Here is an 18,339-nt window from a genome sequence, read left to right as displayed (position 1 = left end):
GTCTTCAAGCTTCTTTCCATCCGGCCGATAGCGCGTCGTCGCATGCTTGTGTGACTTGCCATTACATGATGGCCACCCAGTGGGTCATGGCGAGGAAAGACGAAAAACCCTTTCGGCGTTTTTTCTGTGATCTGCGTCCGCTTCCCGGGTTTTCCCTTTGTGGCGGCAACCACCATAATTCACTCGATAAAGCCCAAGGAGACGGTCTTGCCGAGCCTGCCCACCCCACCCTCTGATTCCTCGGTTCTGCTGGTGCAGTTGTCCGACAGCCATCTGTTCGCCGAAGCGGACGGCAAGCTGCTGGGCATGGACACCTGCGACAGCCTGCAGCGAGTGATCCAGCAGGTGCAGGAACAGCAGCCGCAGATCGACCTGATCCTTGCCACGGGCGACCTTTCCCAGGACGGCAGCGAGGCGTCCTATCAGCGCTTTCGCCAACTCACCGCGGCGATCAGCGCGCCGTGCCGCTGGCTGGCCGGCAACCACGACGAAACGCCGCCGATGCAGGCGGTGTGCAAAGACAGCGAGCTACTGGAGCCGGTGACCGACCTCGGTGCCTGGCGCATCGTCATGCTCGATTCCTCGATCCCCGGCGCGGTGCCGGGCTTTCTCGCCGAGAACCAGCTCGATCTGCTCGAGCGCTCCCTCAGCGAAGCGCCGCAGCGTCATCACCTGATCTGCCTGCACCACCATCCGGTGCCGATCGGCTGCAAGTGGATGGACCCCATCGGCCTGCGCAATGCCGATGCCCTGTTCGCCATCCTCGACCGCCACCCGCACGCCCGTGCCGTGCTCTGGGGGCACGTGCATCAGGAGTTTGACCAGATGCGCGGCAATCTGCGCCTGCTCGCCTCGCCCTCGACCTGCGTGCAGTTCGCGCCAGGCAGCGAAGACTTCCAGGTCGGCAGCGAGGCCCCGGGTTATCGCTGGCTGCGCCTGCATGACGACGGCACGCTGGACACCGGCGTATCACGCGTCACCGGCATCCAGTTCGAAGTGGATTACAGCGTAAAGGGCTACTGAACGCCCCTGATTGTGAGGAGCTGGAGGTCGCCTTTGTCGCGAATAAATTCGCTCCTACACGCTTGCAGCTTATAGCCGCTTTTTGTAGTAGCCTCCCGCTCCATGACCGCATCCATCCTCTATATACACGGCCTCAACAGCTCGCCCGCCTCGCACAAAGCCAGCCAGTTGAGCCGCGCCATAGCCCAGCTTGGCCTGGAAAACCAGTTGCGCGTACCCGCGCTGCATCACCATCCGCGCCAGGCGATGACCCAGTTGCAGGCGCTGGTCAGTGAGCTGGGTAATCCTGTGCTGGTGGGCAGCTCGCTGGGCGGCTATTACGCCACCTACCTGGCCGAGCAGCACGGGCTCAAGGCGCTGCTGATCAACCCCGCCGTACAGCCGCACTCGCGCTTCGACGGTTACCTCGGCCCGCAGAAGAACTACTACAGCGACGAGACCTGGGACCTGACCGAGGATCACGTCCACGCTCTGGCCGAACTCGAAGTTCCGCCACCGAGCGATCCGATGCGTTATCAGGTCTGGCTGCAGACCGGCGACGAAACCCTCGACCACCGCGACGCCGAGCGTTACTACCGCGGCTGCGCCCTGCGCATCCAGGCCGGTGGCGACCATGGCTTCCAGGGTTTCGCCCAGCGCCTGCCGATGCTCTTCGCTTTTGCCGGTATTAACGCCACACTCTGGCGCGATATCGACTTTTCCGTATTCAATTGATGAACAAGAGCCCCTATGGCCCAGCAGAACGCCTATAACGCAGACGCCATCGAAGTCCTTTCCGGCCTCGACCCGGTGCGCAAGCGCCCGGGCATGTACACCGATACCACGCGCCCCAACCACCTCGCCCAGGAAGTGATCGACAACAGCGTCGACGAAGCCCTGGCCGGGCACGCCAAGTCGATCCAGGTGATCCTCCATGAGGACAACTCGCTGGAAGTGCTCGATGACGGCCGCGGCATGCCGGTGGACATCCATCCGGAAGAAGGCGTGCCGGGTGTCGAGCTGATCCTCACCAAGCTGCATGCCGGCGGCAAGTTCAGCAACAAGAACTACCAGTTCTCCGGCGGCTTGCACGGCGTCGGCATCAGCGTGGTCAACGCCCTGTCGACCCGCGTGGTGGTCACCGTCAAGCGTGACGGCAACGAATACCAGATGAGCTTCGCCGATGGCTTCAAGGCCAGCGAGCTGGAAGTGATCGGCAGCGTCGGCAAGCGCAACACCGGCACCAGCGTGCACTTCTGGCCGGACGCCAAGTACTTCGACTCCTTCAAGTTCTCCGTCAGCCGCCTCAAGCACGTGCTCAAGGCCAAGGCCGTGCTGTGCCCGGGCCTTTCCGTCACGTTCGAGGACAAGGCCGCCGGCGAGAAGGTCGAGTGGCTCTACGAGGACGGCCTGCGCTCGTATCTGGTGGATGCGGTCAGCGAGTTCGAGCGCCTGCCTGCCGAGCCGTTCGTAGGCAGCCTGGCCGGCAACAAGGAGGCGGTCGACTGGGCCTTGCTGTGGCTGCCGGAAGGCGGCGATGCGGTGCAGGAAAGCTACGTCAACCTGATCCCCACCGCTCAGGGTGGCACCCACGTCAATGGCCTGCGCCAGGGCCTACTGGACGCCATGCGCGAGTTCTGCGAGTTCCGCAACCTGCTGCCGCGCGGGGTCAAGCTGGCGCCGGAAGACGTCTGGGAGCGCATCGCCTTCGTCCTTTCGATGAAAATGCAGGACGCCCAGTTCTCCGGCCAGACCAAGGAACGCCTGTCTTCGCGCGAAGCCGCCGCTTTCGTCTCCGGCGTGGTCAAGGACGCCTTCAGCCTGTGGCTCAACGCTAACCCGGAAACCGGTCTGCAACTGGCCGAACTGGCCATCAGCAACGCCGGCCGCCGCCTCAAGGCGGGCAAGAAGGTCGAGCGCAAGAAGATCACTCAGGGCCCGGCGTTGCCCGGCAAGCTGGCCGACTGCGCGGGGCAGAACCCGATGCGTTGCGAGCTGTTTCTGGTCGAAGGTGATTCTGCTGGCGGCAGCGCCAAGCAGGCGCGCGATAAGGAATTTCAGGCGATCATGCCGCTGCGCGGCAAGATCCTGAACACCTGGGAAGTGGACGGCAGCGAAGTGCTGGCCAGCCAGGAAGTGCACGACATCGCCGTGGCCATCGGCATCGACCCGGGTTCGAGCGACCTCTCCGGGCTGCGCTACGGCAAGATCTGCATCCTCGCCGACGCCGACTCCGACGGCCTGCACATCGCCACGCTGCTCTGCGCCCTGTTCGTGCGCCATTTCCGTACGCTGGTCGACGCAGGCCACGTCTATGTCGCCATGCCGCCGCTGTATCGGATTGATCTGGGCAAGGAAATCTTCTACGCCCTGGACGACGCCGAGCGCGACGGCATCCTCGACCGCCTGGTGGCCGAGAAGCGCCGCGGCAAGCCGCAGGTCACCCGCTTCAAGGGCCTCGGCGAGATGAACCCGCCGCAGCTGCGCGAAACCACCATGGACCCCAACACCCGACGCCTGGTGCAGCTGACCCTGGACGATTTCGAGGGCACCCGCGAAGTGATGGACATGCTGCTGGCGAAAAAACGCGCCAGTGACCGCAAGAACTGGCTGGAAACCAAGGGCAACCTGGCCGAGGTACTGGCCTGATGCGTAATCATCTCCTTGCACTCGGTCTGTTGGCCGGCGTCGCGAATGCCGAGCCAGTGGTGCTGGAAGAGCTGCAATTGCAGGCCGAGTATCCGGTAACGGACATGCCCAACGGCAACCTGTCCGGCCTGGCGCTGTGCGGCGAGACGTTGTGGGCGGTATCCGACCGCGATGACGACCGCCTCTATCAATTGCACCGCGAAGACGGTCTGCTGCGTGCCGAGGCGGAAACCTTCGTCACGCCCGAGCCGCCCGAAAGCGCCCTGCCCTGGGGCCTGCGCATGCGCAACTGGGCGGCCGGCCTGGTACGCGGCGGCAAGCTGGATTTCGAGGGCCTGTCATGCGACACGCAAGGCAACCGCTATCTGGTCAGCGAAACCCGCGCCGCCGTTTTGCAGGTCACCAGCAACGGCAACGCCCAGTGGCTCAACCTGCCCAGCGGACTGGTGCGCCAGGCCCGCGCCAGCGGCATGCTGCTGCACTTCAACCAGGGTTTCGAAGGCATCGCCGTCGACCCTGCCGGTGAGCGCCTGTGGCTGGCCGCCGAGCAGCGCCGCCGCGGTCTTGCCGTGCTGCATCGTAGCAACAGCAGTTGGCGCTGCACCGGTGGCTGCGTGTTGACCAGCGAAAGCGGTGATGAGCCTTCGCCACAAGCCCTTGGCGGTCATCCGGCCCCTCGCGATTTCTCCGGCCTGGCCTATTTCGGCGAGAAACTCTTCACCCTGGAACGCCAGGCGCATCGCATCTGCCGCCGCGCCCTGAGCGACGGCGTCGCGGAGATCTGCTGGTCGTTCGCCGATGAGGCCCTGAGCGAGCCGCGCCGCTACGCGCCAGACTACGGCATGGCCGAAGCGCTGTGGATCGACAAGGACGGCGCCTGGATCGGCGTCGACAATGGCAGCCAGACCCGCGCCGATGGTGAAGAACGCCCCATCGTCTGGCGTTTCGCTGCTCCCAAGGGCGGCTGGAGCCGGCGTCCGTGAGTGAGCAGACGCCCGGCCGTCGTGCCGGACGCGTGATGTGGGTGCTCGCCTGGGGCGCCGGCCTGCTGCTGGCTACGCATTTCTTTGGCGGCTGGGAAGATCGCCAGCGCAACCCCAACCAAGCGCCGCAGTCGCTGCATGGCGAGGGTTTCGTCGAAGTGAGCCTGGCCAGCAGCCGCCAGGGGCACTACGTGGTCAACGGCCAGATCGACGGGCAGGACGTGACCTTCCTGCTCGATACCGGCGCCACCCAGGTGGCGATTCCCAGCCAGGTCGCCCGAAACCTCGGCCTGCAGGCCGGCGCACCGGTACAGATCCGCACCGCCAACGGTATCGCCACCGCGCACCGCACGCGCCTGGAGCGCCTGCAGCTCGGCGACATCGTCCTGCATGACATTTCCGCGCTGATTGCTCCGGGCATGGACGGCGACGAGATCCTGCTGGGCATGAGCGCCCTGAAACAACTCGAATTCAGCCAGAAGGGCGGCACCCTGGTGCTGCGCCAATCAACTTTGCAATGAGGCCCGCATGAGCGAATCCCTCGATTTGAGCCTGGAAGGCGTTGAACGCCGTTCACTCGCCGACTTCACCGAGCAGGCTTATCTCAATTACTCCATGTACGTGATCATGGACCGCGCGCTGCCGCATATCGGCGACGGCCTCAAGCCCGTGCAGCGCCGTATCGTCTACGCCATGAGCGAGCTGGGCCTGGACGCCGACTCCAAGCACAAGAAATCGGCGCGTACCGTCGGTGACGTGCTCGGCAAGTTCCACCCGCACGGCGACAGCGCCTGCTACGAAGCGATGGTGCTGATGGCGCAGCCGTTCAGCTACCGCTACACCCTGGTCGACGGCCAGGGCAACTGGGGTGCGCCGGACGATCCCAAGTCCTTCGCCGCCATGCGTTATACCGAGGCGCGCCTGTCGCGTTACTCCGAAGTGCTGCTGGCCGAACTTGGCCAGGGCACGGTGGACTGGGTGCCGAACTTCGACGGCACGATGAACGAGCCGGCGACGCTGCCGGCGCGCCTGCCCAACCTGCTGCTCAACGGCACCACCGGCATTGCCGTGGGCATGGCCACCGACGTACCACCGCACAACCTGCGCGAAGTCGCTGCCGCCTGCGTACGCCTGCTCGATGAGCCAAGCGCCACGGTCGAGCAACTCTGCGAGCATATCCAGGGCCCGGACTTCCCCACCGAAGCCGAGGTCATCACGCCCAAGGCCGACCTGCTGAAGATCTACGAAACCGGCCGCGGATCGGTGCGCATGCGCGCCGTCTATCGCGTCGAGGACGGCGACATCGTCGTCACCGCTCTGCCGCATCAGGTGTCCGGGGCCAAGGTGCTGGAGCAGATCGCCGGCCAGATGCAGGCCAAGAAGCTGCCGATGGTCGCCGACCTGCGTGACGAGTCGGACCACGAGAACCCGACCCGCATCGTCATCATCCCGCGCTCCAACCGCGTCGATGCCGACGAACTGATGACCCACCTGTTCGCCACCACCGATCTGGAGTCCAGCTACCGCGTCAACACCAACGTCATCGGCCTCGACGGCAAGCCGCAGGTCAAGGACCTGCGCACCCTGCTCAGCGAGTGGCTGGTATATCGCGTCGGCACCGTGCGCCGTCGCCTGCAGTTCCGCCTGGACAAGGTGGAAAAGCGCCTGCACCTGTTGGAAGGCTTGCTGATCGCCTTCCTCAATCTCGACGAGGTGATCCGCATCATCCGCACCGAGGACTCGCCCAAGCCGGTGCTGATGGAAACCTTCGGCCTCACCGACGTGCAGGCCGACTACATCCTCGACACCCGCCTGCGTCAGCTGGCACGCCTGGAAGAAATGAAGATCCGCGGCGAGCAGGACGAACTGGCCAAGGAGCGCGAGAAACTGCTGGCCCTGCTCGGCAGCGAAGCCAAGCTGAAGAAGCTGGTGCGCAAGGAAATTCTTGAGGATGCCGAGAAGTATGGCGACGACCGCCGCTCACCGATCGTCGCCCGCGCCGAGGCCAAGGCGCTGTCGGAAACCGAGCTGATGCCGACCGAACCGGTCACCGTGGTGCTCTCGGAAAAAGGCTGGGTGCGCTGCGCCAAGGGTCATGACATCGACGCCACCGGCCTCTCCTACAAGGCTGGCGACGGCTTCAAAGCAGCGGCGCCTGGACGCTCGAACCAGTACGCGGTATTTATCGATTCGACTGGCCGCAGCTATTCGCTCACCGCCCACAGCCTGCCATCAGCCCGAGGCCAGGGGGAGCCGCTGACCGGCCGCCTGACCCCGCCGCCGGGCGCGACCTTCGAATGCGTGATGCTCCCCGAAGACAGCGCGCTGTATGTGATCGCCTCCGACGCCGGCTACGGCTTCGTGGTCAAGGGCGAGGACCTGCAAGCCAAGAACAAGGCCGGCAAGGCCCTGCTCAGCCTGCCCAACGGCGCCAAGGTGGTTGCTCCCAAGCCGGTCACCAACCTGGAAGACGACTGGCTGGCCGCCGTGACCACCGAAGGCCGCCTGCTGCTGTTCAAGGTCACCGACCTGCCGCAACTGGGCAAAGGCAAGGGCAACAAGATCATCGGCATTCCTGGCGAGCGCGTGGCCTCGCGTGAGGAGTATCTGACCGATCTGGCCGTACTGCCCAGCGGCTCCAGTTTGGTTTTGCAGGCCGGGAAGCGTACCCTGACACTCAAAGCCGACGACCTCGAGCATTACAAGGGCGAGCGCGGCCGCCGTGGCAACAAACTGCCGCGCGGCTTCCAGCGCGTCGACCAGCTTCTGGTGGAATAGCGTCGGCAACACGCCCCGTTCGTCCGGGATATCCGCGCTACCGGCAAGCAGCCAAGGCTGGAGTCGTAGCGCGGTTTGACGGATGATACGCGCCCTGGGTCGTCCATGACCCCCTGCATGATATGGGATCGATGTGCAGCTGCCCCAGAAGCGGCTGCCTGGAATTGATGATGACTGTAGTACGCCCGATGGCTCTGCTTCTGACCGCGCTGCTCGCACTGAGCGGTTGCAGCCTGCTGCAGCAGAAGCCGGTGCCCCTTTACCAACTCGACAGCGGCGATGCGGTGACGCCGACCAAAGACAATGGTGTAACCGTGCTGGTCGGCCCGATCAGCGTGGCCGATTACCTGCGCCAACAGCATCTGCTGCAGCGCCAAGCCGATGGCAGCCTGGTTGCCGCGCAGGACGCTCGCTGGGCCAGCAGCCTGGCCAACGATATCGACCAGCAGGTGCTGCGCCAGCTGGCCTGGCGCCTGGATAGCCAGCGCCTGGTACTGGCTCCTGCCGCACCCGGCTTCAGCGCCGACGCACAGGTCATGTTGACCATTACCCGCCTGGACTCCGGCCCAACCCAACCGGCCGTGCTCGAAGCACAATGGCGTTTGCTCGATCGGCGCGGACAACTGCGCGACAGCCGCCTGATTCGCCTGGAACAGCCACACGGGGGCCCGCTGGCCGAGCAGGTCAAGGCGCAGAGCACTCTGCTGCAGCGCCTGGCCGCTGAGATGGCAGTGGCCATTCAACCTGTTGCCGCAGCCGAACCGACACCCGAGCCGCGCAAAAAACCGCCGGTGGCCAAAGCCAAACCGCAGGAACCGACCACTGCCGGGCCGAAGATTCCGGTGGCAGAACCGATCAAGATCGATACGGAAGTGTTTCGTTTCTAGACAAAAAAGCCCGCTGATGCGGGCTTTTTTATGGGTAAAAGACAGCTGAATTTGCCGAGCTCACAGAGTCCCGGGGACGGCTCGATGCATTCGACTGCATCATCGCCACTACACCTGTGAGCCTTGGCCGTCGAAGCTCAAGACACCGCGCTCGCCGCGACAAGCACCATCAAGCAGCGAGCCGGCGGCAGTCGCTCAGGATAACGTTGCACCTACTTGCTGCGGATCTTCTCGACGATGGCGGTGGTCGAGCTGTTCTCCACCAGACCGAGTACGCGCACTTCGCCGCCATAGGCCTGAACGATATCGGCGCCGACCACCTGGTCGATGCCATAGTCGCCGCCTTTGACCAGCACATCCGGCTGCACTTGGCTGAGCAGTCGCTCGGGCGTGTCTTCGCTGAAACTCACCACCCAGTCAACGGCGCCGAGACCGGCGAGCACTGCCATACGACGATCGACGGCATTAATAGGCCGGCCCGACCCCTTGAGCCGACTGACCGAGGCGTCGTCGTTGATCGCAACGATCAGTCGATCACCCTGCGCGCGAGCCTGCTCCAGATAGGTCACGTGACCGGCGTGAAGGATGTCGAAACAGCCATTGGTGAAGACGATTTTCTCACCATGGGCGCGGGCGTCCTCAATGGCGATCAAAAGCTGGTCCAGGCTCAGCACACCACGTTCGGAGCCTTCCTCGCGCTGCACCGCACGACGCAGTTCCGGCGCGCTGATAGCAGCCGTGCCCAGCTTGCCGACGACGATGCCGGCGGCCAGGTTGGCCAGGGCAACCGCTTGCGGCAGCTCCTCCCCTGCGGCGATAGATGCCGCCAGGGTGGAAATTACCGTGTCGCCAGCGCCGGTAACGTCGAACACCTCACGGGCCCGAGCCGGCAGGTGCAGCGGGGCATGCTCGGGACGCAGCAGGGTCATGCCATGTTCGCCACGGGTGACCAACAGCGCGCCCAGCTCCAGCTCACGCATCAGCTTGGCACCTTTGCTGACCAGCTCAGCCTCATCAGTACAACCACCAACGATAAGCTCGAACTCGTGAAGATTCGGCGTGATCAGACTGGCACCACGGTAGATGGAAAAATCCTTGCCCTTGGGGTCGGCGAGTACCGGAATACCTTTCTTGCGTGCCGCCTGGATCAGCGCCTGGTGGTTCTGTAGCGCGCCCTTGCCGTAGTCCGACAACACCAGCACCTTGACCCCGTCGAGCAATGCTTCGACCTCACGCGCCAGCGCAGCGGTGTCGGTATTGAAGGGTTCTTCGAAATCCATGCGCAGCAGCTGCTGATGACGGCTCATCACACGCAGCTTGACGATGGTGGGCTGGTTATCGATGCGTTGAAAGTGCGCCTCCACCCCGGCGCCACGCAAGCTGTCGCCGAGGCTTTCAGCCGCCTCGTCGTCGCCGGTGACGCCGACCAGCAAGGCACGCGCGCCGAGCGCCGCGATATTCAGCGCCACGTTGGCAGCGCCGCCCGGACGATCCTCGATCTGATCGACCCGCACCACGGGCACCGGGGCTTCGGGCGATATGCGCGAGGTGCCGCCGTGCCAATAACGATCGAGCATGACATCACCGACTACCAAGACGGGCGCCTGATCGAAACGGGGCATGGATAATTTCATGCGGAAACTCCGGGATTGCAAAATCGCCGCGGAGAATAACACATCGGCTTTCACGCACCGCCGTGTGCTATTCAGCGCAGCTCAGCGGACGAAGGGACGCACCCAGAACAATTCATGCCGACGCACAGCCTTGCGGAAGAACTCATCTTCGCCCGCCTGCGGCCAGCGACGTGCAGCCAGACACCATTGAATGAAGCGACGCAGACGCTTCTTGAAAGCCAGCGGGGTTTGCAGGTCGTGCTGCATCGCCAGCGCCTGACTCTTGTCGAGCAGCACATGGTCATCGAGCTGCAGGCACCAAAGCTTGTCGGCCGGCAAAGGCTCGATGCACGGAGGCAGAGCGATACCATTACCCGCAGGGCCCATGGGCCAACGATCATTATCAACCAGGTGATTGGCGTAGAGCAGTTGCACATCCGGCTGCCAACCACTTTGCTCAATGGCCTGGAGCAATGCGCGCCCTGTTTGGATGTGGTCGGGATGAGGGTCGAGTTCGGGATGAGGCAGCACCACCACTTCTGGCTTGAAGTGATTCAGCAGGGCGGCAAGATCGGCTGTGAGGTTATGCCAGGTGGGGGCGCCATCCGCATCGGCGGGCAACTTCATCGCATTGAAGCGACGCACGCTGCGGATGTCGGAGTCGCCGGATTCACGTGAGGCGAATGGCATGTTCGGTTCGCCCTCCATGTGCCTCAGTTGCATGCAGTAATAACCCAGGTGCACACAACGACTGGGTTCGACACCGCCCCACAACGGCACCGTATGGCTGCTCCAGCTGCGCAGCCGTCCCTTGAGACGAGCCGCGGCCGCATCACTGAGACCGAGGCGACGGTAGAAATCGGCCTCGATCTCACCTTGGGTCAGGGTGACGATGGAAACTTCACTACTGCGGCTGTACAGACCAAACGCGGCAAGCTCGGCATCGTCGGCATGAGGGGCGAGCACCATCACCCGACGCCGGGAGTAATCGGGATTGTTGAAGCAATACAGGGTCGCCTCACGACCTACCCGGCAGAAGCGCCCACGCAGTCGCAACTGCCCGCTGCGCAGCGACGGCAGGCAACCCGAAAGATTGAGAAAGCGCACGCCATTGACGCCTCGCTCGAAATCCTGCCGATCCTGGGCTTCGCCCTCGCCGATGAGCACATGAGGATCGAGGTAACGGCCAAGCCAACCGCTGCGGATGTGCACCGCCAGTACCAGCGTGTCGGCATCGTCGGGCAATGCGGCCCCATTCGGAGATACCAACCCCTTACGGTCGAGCAGAACCGGGAAGCTCAGGCTGTCGGGCGGAAAGGCATGGCGATAGTCATCGCGGGGGGAGTAGAAAAGATGATCGGAGAACCAGGCTTCGTGGGCGATCCAGGCCAATAGCAGCACCACCGGGGTGGTACTCCATGATCCGAACCAGTCCAAACCGACCAGAATCGGCAGTGCCACGACCATGAGAATGCGCTTGTTACGCCGATGCCGACGTAGCAATTGCTGCTTGCGTGCTTCCATTCATTTACACCTGAAAAACAGGTTGGCGATTACACCAACGATCCTTGTATTCCACATCGGCTCGGCCGAATGAGTAGCGTAGCGGCTTCCCTCGAGCACGCGCATCTTCCCAGGCGGACTGAGTATTGATAAAGCTGAGCACACTACCGGGACTGAAATCACGGGAGGCTGGATCGACTCCGCCGTTGATGTATTCGATGCTGATCCAGTCTGGCGATTCGACCCTGTACAGCACCTGAACGGCAATCGGGTTGCCGTCCAGCTGCAGATAATTGCCCCAGAGAAAATCCTTCAGTGCGTCGAACACTTCGCACAAATGCTGTTTGCCGGGGACAGCGAAGCCCCATCTTTTTTCGAACAGTTCCGTGTAGATGGCAGCCAGGGCATCGGGCGACAGGCCCGAAACCGGCAGGATTTCACCACCCGCCCCTTCCAGCATTCGCAACTCGCGCCGCTGGTTGTAGCGAAACTTCTTGCCGTATTCCTCCGGCTGGCGCGCCAGCGCCAGCTCTTCTCGCTGTTTGCGCAGCGTCGATATGCCGCCCTCATGCAGGGCAGCTACATAACGCATGCGCTGGCGAACCGGGGCCATCGCCCCCGCGGCGATCGGCAATATGACCTCGGCATTGCCCAGATCGAACAAGTCCCGTCGCCCCTGACGCTTGAGCACATCGCGCGACAACGCCAGATGGCGTCCCCACACGGGGACGGCTGCCCGCAACTCACCCTGCAGTGGCCAGCCCAGATAGCGCACGGAGATACCTGCCAGTGCCGAAAGCCGTGAGACCACCTGTGGGTGAGTCATCACGCTGCCGCCCAGCCGCTCCCACATCTGTGCATAAAGATCAGCGCTGATGGGGCGCCAGCCACGCTCGCGCCAGCGTTGTAACGGGTTGAACATCGGTATCCGGCTCGAACGAAAAGATCGCAAAGCTTAACACGCAGTCGCTGCCTCTCACCCGGTCGATGCTTTAACATAGGCTCCTTTGATCGATGATTAGGATTTCTGGTGCAAACACCTTCACAGCCTGGCGCCAGACGCCTGCGACTCCACGATTTCATCACCAGTCGCTGGCTCGTGGGGGGTTATCTGGTCCTGTTGACCGGCCTGTTCTGGATACCCGACGGCAGCCTGTACACGAAATTCTATTACGCTTTTCTCGCTGCACCCGCCCTACTGGCGGCCCTGCTCGCCCCTGCTCAGCTGAGGGTCATCCTGCGCGATCCGGTGATTCTCAGCTTTCTTGCGTTCAGCCTGTGGCTGCTGATCAGCATGAGCTGGGGCCGCGCCGAGGAAAGCGCTGGCAGCCTGGCCAAGCGCCCTCTCTACGCGCTCATGCTATTCATAGGCTGCGCACTGATCGCCATCAAAAGCGAACAGCTGCTATTGAAAACCCTGCGCATTGGCGCAGCAATCGGTGCATTGGCCGCGCTGATCAACGTCGCCTGGTTCCTGTACAGCGCGGCGCCGGGCGCTCGGTTGATCGGAACCGGCGCCCTGCGCAACCCCCTGCTCACCTCCCACGTACTTGGTTTTCTGTGCACCTACTGGATCGCGGCATGGCTGTCACGCAACGAGCGTCATGACTGGCTGCCAATACTGATGGCGATCCCCTTGCTGGCAGCGCTGGTCGCAACCGGCTCACGCACACCGCTGATGGGTCTGGTACTGACCAGTTGCTGGATGCTGCTGATGAGCCGCCAACGCGCGATTTATCTCAACGCCCTCCTGCCAATCGGCGCCGGCGCGGCCTATCTTGCAGCCCCGGAGATCATTCTGCAGCGCGGTACCTCTTTTCGCCCCGAGCTCTGGGCCGATGCCTGGCGCCAGGCTGGCGAGCATCTGTGGTTCGGTGCCGGCTATAACAGCAAGTTCGAGTTCGATATTCCGGGCGTCGGCCATCTGCTGTACGACCCTCACAATGTCGAGCTAGCGGTACTTCTCGAACTGGGCCTGATCGGTCTCGCTCTGTGGGCGACCATGTACACCTTCGCCCTCTATCGCTGCATGCGCCTGCGTGCGCTGCCACAGTTCCAGATCGCCTCGGCACTGCTGATCTATGGCTTGTCCGCAGGCCTGACCGAAGGCGGCAACTATCTGTCGCGCCCCAACGAAAGCTGGTTTCTGATCTGGATTCCCCTGGCATTGTTGGGCGCCCTTTCCATCCGACACCGACAGGCCCAGGCATGAAACGAATCGATGCGGCGCAGTTGAACCTGCTGCTGGAGGGCGCCAAAACCATTGAAGAGGATGGCCTGGGTATCAAGGTCGCGCGCCTGCAGGGCGGCGATTTCCTGAAGCTCTACCGGCGCAAGCGACTGCTGTCTTCCGACCTCTGGAACCTGCCGGCGCAACGCTTTGCAGACAATGCCCGAGGCCTGCTGCAACTGGGCATTACCGCCCCGACCATCCTCGATGTCCTGATCATCAGCGAACGCCGCCTGAGCGCTGTACGTTATCAGCCATTGCCAGGTGACACTCTGCGTAGTCAGCTGGGCTTGGCGGATCCCGTGGCACGCGCCGAACTGGTGGTGGCATTCGGCACCTTTCTCGCAGAGCTGCATCAACGTGGCGTTTACTTTCGCTCTCTGCACTTGGGCAATGTCTTGCTCCTGCCGGACGGTTCCTTCGGCCTGATCGACCTTTCCGACATGAAGCTGGAGGGCAGCCCGCTCGCGCCCTGGAAGCGGCGCCGCAATCTCCAGCACATCCTGCGCTACGCCGAGGACATCGACTGGCTGACGCAACAGCATCTGGACAGCTGGCTAGCCGGCTATGCGCGTGGCGCCGGCCAGCGCGACGCCGCGCGCTTCACCCGTGATCTGAAGAAGTGGCTGAAGGACAGGTGATACCGGACGAACCAGCCAGCCGACTGACGGCAGCAGCATTATTGCCGAGACGGGGACCGCTCAACGCTTGAGCCAGTAGCGCCAAAGCCCCTTGAGCGTCTTTAGGTTGCGCGAGCGCCAGGGAATCTGCGCGAGCAGCTCGCCAGCGAGTTGACGATCCTCATTGGCGACCTTGGTGAACATGGCGTTCAGGTAACGCAGGCGCGTCGCCTCGTAGCCCGGGTGGTCGCTGAAGCGCCGGTAGATCGCAAGTTCGGTTTCGATCATCAGGCGGCGGTTCTTGTAAGTGTTGCTGCCATGTACACGGTACAGGGCCAGCGGTTCCTCGAGTATGTCGATGAAATAGCCGGCCCGCGCTATGCGCAGCTCCACGAAGTAATCTTCGATACGAATGGTCGGATCGAAGCCGCCCACCTCTTCGAGTGCCTGACGGCGAAACAGCAGGGTCGGCGCTGGTGGGCCCGGTTTGCGATCCATGAACAGATCGTCAAAATCGAGGCGCCGAGCGGGGCGATGACGCTGCTTCTTGTCGGGCAGTGGCTTGCCGTCACCATCAATGAGCACGATGCCACCTGCACAGATACCCGTCTCCGGATGCAGTTCCATAAATGGGATCTGCAGGGAAAGACGCTCGGGTAACATCACGTCGTCCGACCCCAGCGGCGCGATATAGCGGCCTTTGCTACGGCTGATCATTTCGTTGAGTGTGGTGCAGAGCCCCTTGTTGGCCTGTGCCACGAAGTCGAACCCGAGCTCCGCCTGCAAGCGCCGGATCAGCTCGACGCTACCGTCACGCGAGCCGTCATCGACCACCAGCAACTCGATGTTGGGGTAACGCTGCGCATACACGCTACGGATACTGGCCTCGATGAAGTCGGCGTGGTTATACGAGGAGATCAGTACCGATACCAGAGGCAGCGGGTTGTTGTCGGTCATGCAGACGATCCTGTCAGCGGCTGATCGCCTTCGAGCAGCTCACGGTATTTACGACGGAAGTCTTCGATATCGTGCTCCCGACGAAGATACTGGTAGGCCCGCTCCCCCAGTTCGATCCGCTCGGCCTCGCTATCGGCCAGGCTGGCACGCAGTTGTCCGGTCAGCGAGGCCACGTCGCCAGCGGCGAACAGCCGCCCGCCAGCGCCCTGCAACAACGGCCGCATTGCCGGAATATCCGAACCGATGACCGGTAAACGGCCACACATACCTTCCAGCAGGGCCAGGCCAAGCCCCTCCTGCAGCGAAGGCATGGCGAAGATATCGAAAGCCTTGACGTAACGCATCGCATCGGGCTGCGTGCCGCAAAGATGAACACGCCCCTGCAGCCCCAACCCGGCGATCTGCGCAGCGAGCTTGTCGTATTCACGCCCGCCGCCGACGATGGCCAGATTCGATTGCGGGAACTCCTGACTCACGGCAGCGAATGCTTCAATCAGATGAGTATGCCCCTTGATCGGAACCAGACGCCCGATGGCACCGATGATCACCGGCTCCATCGGCAAGCCCAACGACTGACGCGCTTCGTCTCGATACAGTTGTAGGGACTCCGCCAAGTCGATATCCAGCGCATTGGTTATCGCCAGCGTGTTCGCCGCCGTGAAACCACAGCGCAAAGAGACGAGGTAGTCGACCACCGCCGGCGACACTCCGACAAAGCGCCAGCGCTCATCAATCAAACGCCTGGCCTGCCAGCGCCGATAGAACCGGTCGTACTCGCCAAAGCCGTGGGATACGCCGATACAGCGGGCAATACGCAACTGCTTGTTGAGGTGCATGAACAGGTTCACGGCCTTGAAACGGTGCAGCAGCACCACATCGAAACCTTCCTCACGACAGAACTCCAGCAGTCGCGCCCGCACCTTGCGGCGTAAACCGCTCATGTCCTTCTCTTTAAATTCGAAGAACACCTGGCGTCGGTCTGGCGGGTTGAGCTCACCCTCAGCAGGCCGGCCTTCCAGGTAGGCATTGACAACCTCGAAGCGCTCTGCAGGCAGCCCCTGCAGGATCTGTTCGCCCAGGTCGGAATTGGTGTCCGCTGCGTTATAGCGTGTCTGCAGTTGCAGAACTTTCAGGGCCTTAGCCATCCATCCGTCCTATCCACAGACGAATAGCCTTGCGCAAATAAGACAGCTTGAGCAGGACACGCCAGTCGCTCGCCACCGCCTGGCGGTAGAATTGCTTGGCAGCTGGCAAATCTCTTGCCAGGCAGGCACTGCGAAACAGTGAAAGGCAGCGTTGCTGGTAAAAGGCCGCACGCAGTTGTTGCAGTGCCTCGGGCAATCGCCCGAACACCTCGTCGACCAGTTCAACCCCGCCCGCGAGGCTGGAAGAGAAATCATGGCGAAGGCTGTCGCTATGCTTGTGAATCATCGCCAATGGTTCTGGCAGCAGCGTGATCGGATAAACCGCAAGGGTCTGCGCGAAGACGGGAATATCCTCGGCGTTGCGAAAACGCTCGGGATAGTTGCCAGCCTGGAAGATGGAGCGATGCATCACGCAGGCGCCGTTGGAAATGCTCAGTGTCTTGTCGAGCAGATAGGCGCGCACACGCAGCAGCGGTGTATCAGGCAAATGATCGGGCGAATGCTGGCGACGCCGCCCATTCTGATCGACCGACCAATGCCCGCCGATCACCATACGCGTATGGGGGTTGCCGATCAGGTGCGCACGAATCAGAGCCAGGCTGTGTGGCGCCATTTCGTCATCCGCATCGAGAAAGATCAGCCAGTCATGGCGAGCCCTCTCGATACCCAGATTGCGCACGGAGGCCAATCCACCATTTTCCTTGCGCAGTGCGGTAAAGCGATCGGGAAATTCGACCTTCAACGCCTCGATGACTTGCGGCGTGTCGTCCTTGGAGCCGTCATCGATGATCAGCAACTCATCATCATCACCCAACTGCGGCACCACCGAGCGAACGGTGCGTCCCAGAGTTTTGGCATAGTTATATGCCGGAATAACGATCGTGATCGCAGTAGGCCCACTCATTAACGGTCCCCTCCGACCTTTCGACTCAGTACGCGGAAGCCTCTGGCCACGCGATTGACACTCATGAACATCGCCCATCGATCACGCATGAAACTCAGCGACAAAGCCGGCCGCACGACTTGGCCTGTGCCCCAGCCCGGTCGCCAGCAAAAACCATCTCGTCGCTTGCGATAAAGCGTCAGAACCGGCACGCCCAACGCCGAAGCCAGATGGCCAACCCCCGAATCGTTACCAATCACATAACCGGACTCGTACAAGTGCGCGGCCAACGCTTTGGCATCTGGAAACTCGGGGACCTCGAATTCGGGTGCGAACACATCCACATGATCGTCGCGCTCCTTGGGCGACAGCACGAACTGCGGTTGATAGCCGGCAGCGCGCAAACGCCTGGCCAAGGCCAGGTACTTAGATGCGGGCCAGTTCTTCTTCACGTTGTACGAAAGCGGGTGGAACATCACACGCCGAGCATGTCGGCGATGCTGGAGCGTGGGCGGCGTCTGCAGGCCGATATCGCTACTGGCATCGCTCAGCCCCAAACGCATACGGCAGAAGGCGACCGCCTGCTCGACCATACTGACGCTATCGTCCGGCAGGCAACGCAGCGGCCCGGCGGCTGCAGCCAGAGGAGCCAGAAGGCGAGCCTTTTCCGCTGGCAGTCGCGCCAGGGTATCGACCGCCGGGTCTTGCACGAATCGTGAGTCGACTTTGAGTGTGCCGACGAAGACATAACGCCTGGCCAATTCCTCGGCCGCCTCAGCATAGCGGGTCAGCATGCTACCCATGTCTGAGATGACCAGATCGAAACCATCGAGCACCGCGAATGTGTCTGCGGGCGGCGGCAGCGGCCGGGTCTCGAATAGCGGCAACCAGTCGTTGAGGGCGCCAAAGTGATTGCTCAGCACTGTAACCCGATAACCAGCGCGCGCCAGGTTGGCAGCCAGTACCAGGTAGACGCATCCATCGCCCAGGCCCATGGAAGGCACCAATGCGATCCGACAATCAGCCGACACCACTGATAGATGGGTATCAGCGTGCGTTAAAACCTCGCCCATCAAAACTCCCGCATAA

The 18,339-nt window shown here is 62.6% G+C and carries 16 protein-coding genes; 9 read left to right on the top strand and 7 right to left on the bottom strand.

Annotated features, from left to right (window positions below; genetic code table 11):
• The first annotated feature begins 207 nt into the window (after positions 1–207).
• The 7 genes from cpdA (at position 208) to B2U07_RS18020 (ending at position 8,299) form a co-directional block, all read left to right on the top strand.
• Positions 208–1,023 (top strand): 3',5'-cyclic-AMP phosphodiesterase, encoded by an 816-nt coding sequence (gene cpdA / locus B2U07_RS18050; protein ID WP_275545442.1) that lies wholly within the window; start codon positions 208–210, stop codon positions 1,021–1,023.
• Between the two features lie 102 nt (positions 1,024–1,125).
• The gene (locus tag B2U07_RS18045; protein WP_275545443.1) at positions 1,126–1,737 is read left to right on the top strand and encodes a YqiA/YcfP family alpha/beta fold hydrolase; all 612 of its coding nucleotides are present in this window, start codon (positions 1,126–1,128) and stop codon (positions 1,735–1,737) included.
• A gap of 15 nt (positions 1,738–1,752) precedes the next feature.
• Positions 1,753–3,651, top strand: a complete 1,899-nt coding sequence (gene parE / locus B2U07_RS18040) for a DNA topoisomerase IV subunit B (protein ID WP_275545444.1) — start codon at positions 1,753–1,755, stop codon at positions 3,649–3,651.
• On the top strand, positions 3,651–4,634 hold the full coding sequence (locus B2U07_RS18035; RefSeq protein ID WP_275545445.1) for an esterase-like activity of phytase family protein: 984 nt from the start codon (positions 3,651–3,653) through the stop codon (positions 4,632–4,634). Before parE ends, B2U07_RS18035 begins: the two co-directional genes overlap by 1 nt.
• Entirely contained in the window at positions 4,631–5,155 is a 525-nt protein-coding gene (locus tag B2U07_RS18030) for a retropepsin-like aspartic protease family protein (RefSeq protein WP_275545446.1), read from the top strand. Before B2U07_RS18035 ends, B2U07_RS18030 begins: the two co-directional genes overlap by 4 nt.
• Before the next feature lie 7 nt (positions 5,156–5,162).
• Positions 5,163–7,412 (top strand): DNA topoisomerase IV subunit A, encoded by a 2,250-nt coding sequence (parC, locus tag B2U07_RS18025; RefSeq protein WP_275545447.1) that lies wholly within the window; start codon positions 5,163–5,165, stop codon positions 7,410–7,412.
• Between the two features lie 167 nt (positions 7,413–7,579).
• Positions 7,580–8,299: a PqiC family protein gene (locus B2U07_RS18020; protein WP_275545448.1), complete on the top strand. Its 720-nt coding sequence runs from the start codon at positions 7,580–7,582 to the stop codon at positions 8,297–8,299.
• Positions 8,300–8,511: 212 nt separating this feature from the next.
• Here the strand turns inward: B2U07_RS18020 and hldE are convergent, their stop codons facing one another.
• The 3 genes from hldE to B2U07_RS18005 form a co-directional block, all read right to left on the bottom strand.
• Positions 8,512–9,933 carry a bifunctional D-glycero-beta-D-manno-heptose-7-phosphate kinase/D-glycero-beta-D-manno-heptose 1-phosphate adenylyltransferase HldE gene (gene hldE, locus B2U07_RS18015; RefSeq protein WP_275545449.1) on the bottom strand — a complete coding sequence of 474 codons (1,422 nt, stop codon included), beginning with the start codon at positions 9,931–9,933 and terminating at the stop codon, positions 8,512–8,514.
• An 81-nt stretch (positions 9,934–10,014) separates the two neighbouring features.
• Positions 10,015–11,436, bottom strand: a complete 1,422-nt coding sequence (locus B2U07_RS18010) for a PIG-L deacetylase family protein (RefSeq protein WP_280075243.1) — start codon at positions 11,434–11,436, stop codon at positions 10,015–10,017.
• Positions 11,437–11,440: 4 nt separating this feature from the next.
• Positions 11,441–12,337, bottom strand: coding sequence for a GNAT family N-acetyltransferase (locus B2U07_RS18005; protein ID WP_275545451.1), 897 nt, complete (start codon positions 12,335–12,337; stop codon positions 11,441–11,443).
• Positions 12,338–12,445: 108 nt separating this feature from the next.
• On the opposite strand from B2U07_RS18005, the gene B2U07_RS18000 reads away from it, so the two are divergent.
• Both B2U07_RS18000 and B2U07_RS17995 read left to right on the top strand, forming a co-directional pair.
• Entirely contained in the window at positions 12,446–13,627 is a 1,182-nt protein-coding gene (locus B2U07_RS18000) for an O-antigen ligase family protein (RefSeq protein ID WP_275545452.1), read from the top strand.
• On the top strand, positions 13,624–14,286 hold the full coding sequence (locus B2U07_RS17995; RefSeq protein ID WP_275545453.1) for a polymerase: 663 nt from the start codon (positions 13,624–13,626) through the stop codon (positions 14,284–14,286). The genes B2U07_RS18000 and B2U07_RS17995 overlap by 4 nt, the downstream gene beginning before the upstream one ends.
• Before the next feature lie 60 nt (positions 14,287–14,346).
• On the opposite strand, the gene B2U07_RS17990 is transcribed toward B2U07_RS17995, so the two are convergent.
• The 4 genes from B2U07_RS17990 to B2U07_RS17975 are packed head-to-tail and all read right to left on the bottom strand — an operon-like array spanning position 14,347 to position 18,323.
• Positions 14,347–15,222: a glycosyltransferase gene (locus B2U07_RS17990; RefSeq protein WP_275545454.1), complete on the bottom strand. Its 876-nt coding sequence runs from the start codon at positions 15,220–15,222 to the stop codon at positions 14,347–14,349.
• Complete coding sequence (locus B2U07_RS17985) at positions 15,219–16,367, bottom strand: glycosyltransferase family 4 protein (protein WP_275545455.1); 1,149 nt, start codon at positions 16,365–16,367, stop codon at positions 15,219–15,221. The genes B2U07_RS17990 and B2U07_RS17985 overlap by 4 nt, the downstream gene beginning before the upstream one ends.
• Positions 16,360–17,271, bottom strand: a complete 912-nt coding sequence (locus B2U07_RS17980; protein WP_275545714.1) for a glycosyltransferase family 2 protein — start codon at positions 17,269–17,271, stop codon at positions 16,360–16,362. The genes B2U07_RS17985 and B2U07_RS17980 overlap by 8 nt, the downstream gene beginning before the upstream one ends.
• On the bottom strand, positions 17,271–18,323 hold the full coding sequence (locus B2U07_RS17975) for a glycosyltransferase family 9 protein (RefSeq protein ID WP_296277632.1): 1,053 nt from the start codon (positions 18,321–18,323) through the stop codon (positions 17,271–17,273). Before B2U07_RS17975 ends, B2U07_RS17980 begins: the two co-directional genes overlap by 1 nt.
• Positions 18,324–18,339: the final 16 nt, after the last annotated feature.

Origin of the sequence: Pseudomonas sp. UBA7530, from assembly GCF_002479365.1 — a bacterium.
GTDB lineage: Bacteria > Pseudomonadota > Gammaproteobacteria > Pseudomonadales > Pseudomonadaceae > Aquipseudomonas.
Note: the sequence above shows the minus strand (reverse complement) of the source record. Positions and strands in the feature narration are given on the sequence as shown.

Bases quoted from the DNA above. Each gene is read 5' to 3' on its own strand.
- B2U07_RS18005 (WP_275545451.1), bottom strand. From the start codon at position 12,337: ATGTTCAACCCGTTACAACGCTGGCGCGAGCGTGGCTGGCGCCCCATC.
- B2U07_RS17975 (WP_296277632.1), bottom strand. From the start codon at position 18,323: ATGGGCGAGGTTTTAACGCACGCTGATACCCATCTATCAGTGGTGTCG.
- B2U07_RS17990 (WP_275545454.1), bottom strand. From the start codon at position 15,222: ATGACCGACAACAACCCGCTGCCTCTGGTATCGGTACTGATCTCCTCG.
- B2U07_RS17995 (WP_275545453.1), top strand. From the start codon at position 13,624: ATGAAACGAATCGATGCGGCGCAGTTGAACCTGCTGCTGGAGGGCGCC.
- B2U07_RS17985 (WP_275545455.1), bottom strand. From the start codon at position 16,367: ATGGCTAAGGCCCTGAAAGTTCTGCAACTGCAGACACGCTATAACGCA.
- hldE (WP_275545449.1), bottom strand. From the start codon at position 9,933: ATGAAATTATCCATGCCCCGTTTCGATCAGGCGCCCGTCTTGGTAGTC.
- parE (WP_275545444.1), top strand. From the start codon at position 1,753: ATGGCCCAGCAGAACGCCTATAACGCAGACGCCATCGAAGTCCTTTCC.
- B2U07_RS18045 (WP_275545443.1), top strand. From the start codon at position 1,126: ATGACCGCATCCATCCTCTATATACACGGCCTCAACAGCTCGCCCGCC.
- B2U07_RS18035 (WP_275545445.1), top strand. From the start codon at position 3,651: ATGCGTAATCATCTCCTTGCACTCGGTCTGTTGGCCGGCGTCGCGAAT.
- B2U07_RS17980 (WP_275545714.1), bottom strand. From the start codon at position 17,271: ATGAGTGGGCCTACTGCGATCACGATCGTTATTCCGGCATATAACTAT.
- B2U07_RS18020 (WP_275545448.1), top strand. From the start codon at position 7,580: ATGATGACTGTAGTACGCCCGATGGCTCTGCTTCTGACCGCGCTGCTC.
- B2U07_RS18010 (WP_280075243.1), bottom strand. From the start codon at position 11,436: ATGGAAGCACGCAAGCAGCAATTGCTACGTCGGCATCGGCGTAACAAG.
- parC (WP_275545447.1), top strand. From the start codon at position 5,163: ATGAGCGAATCCCTCGATTTGAGCCTGGAAGGCGTTGAACGCCGTTCA.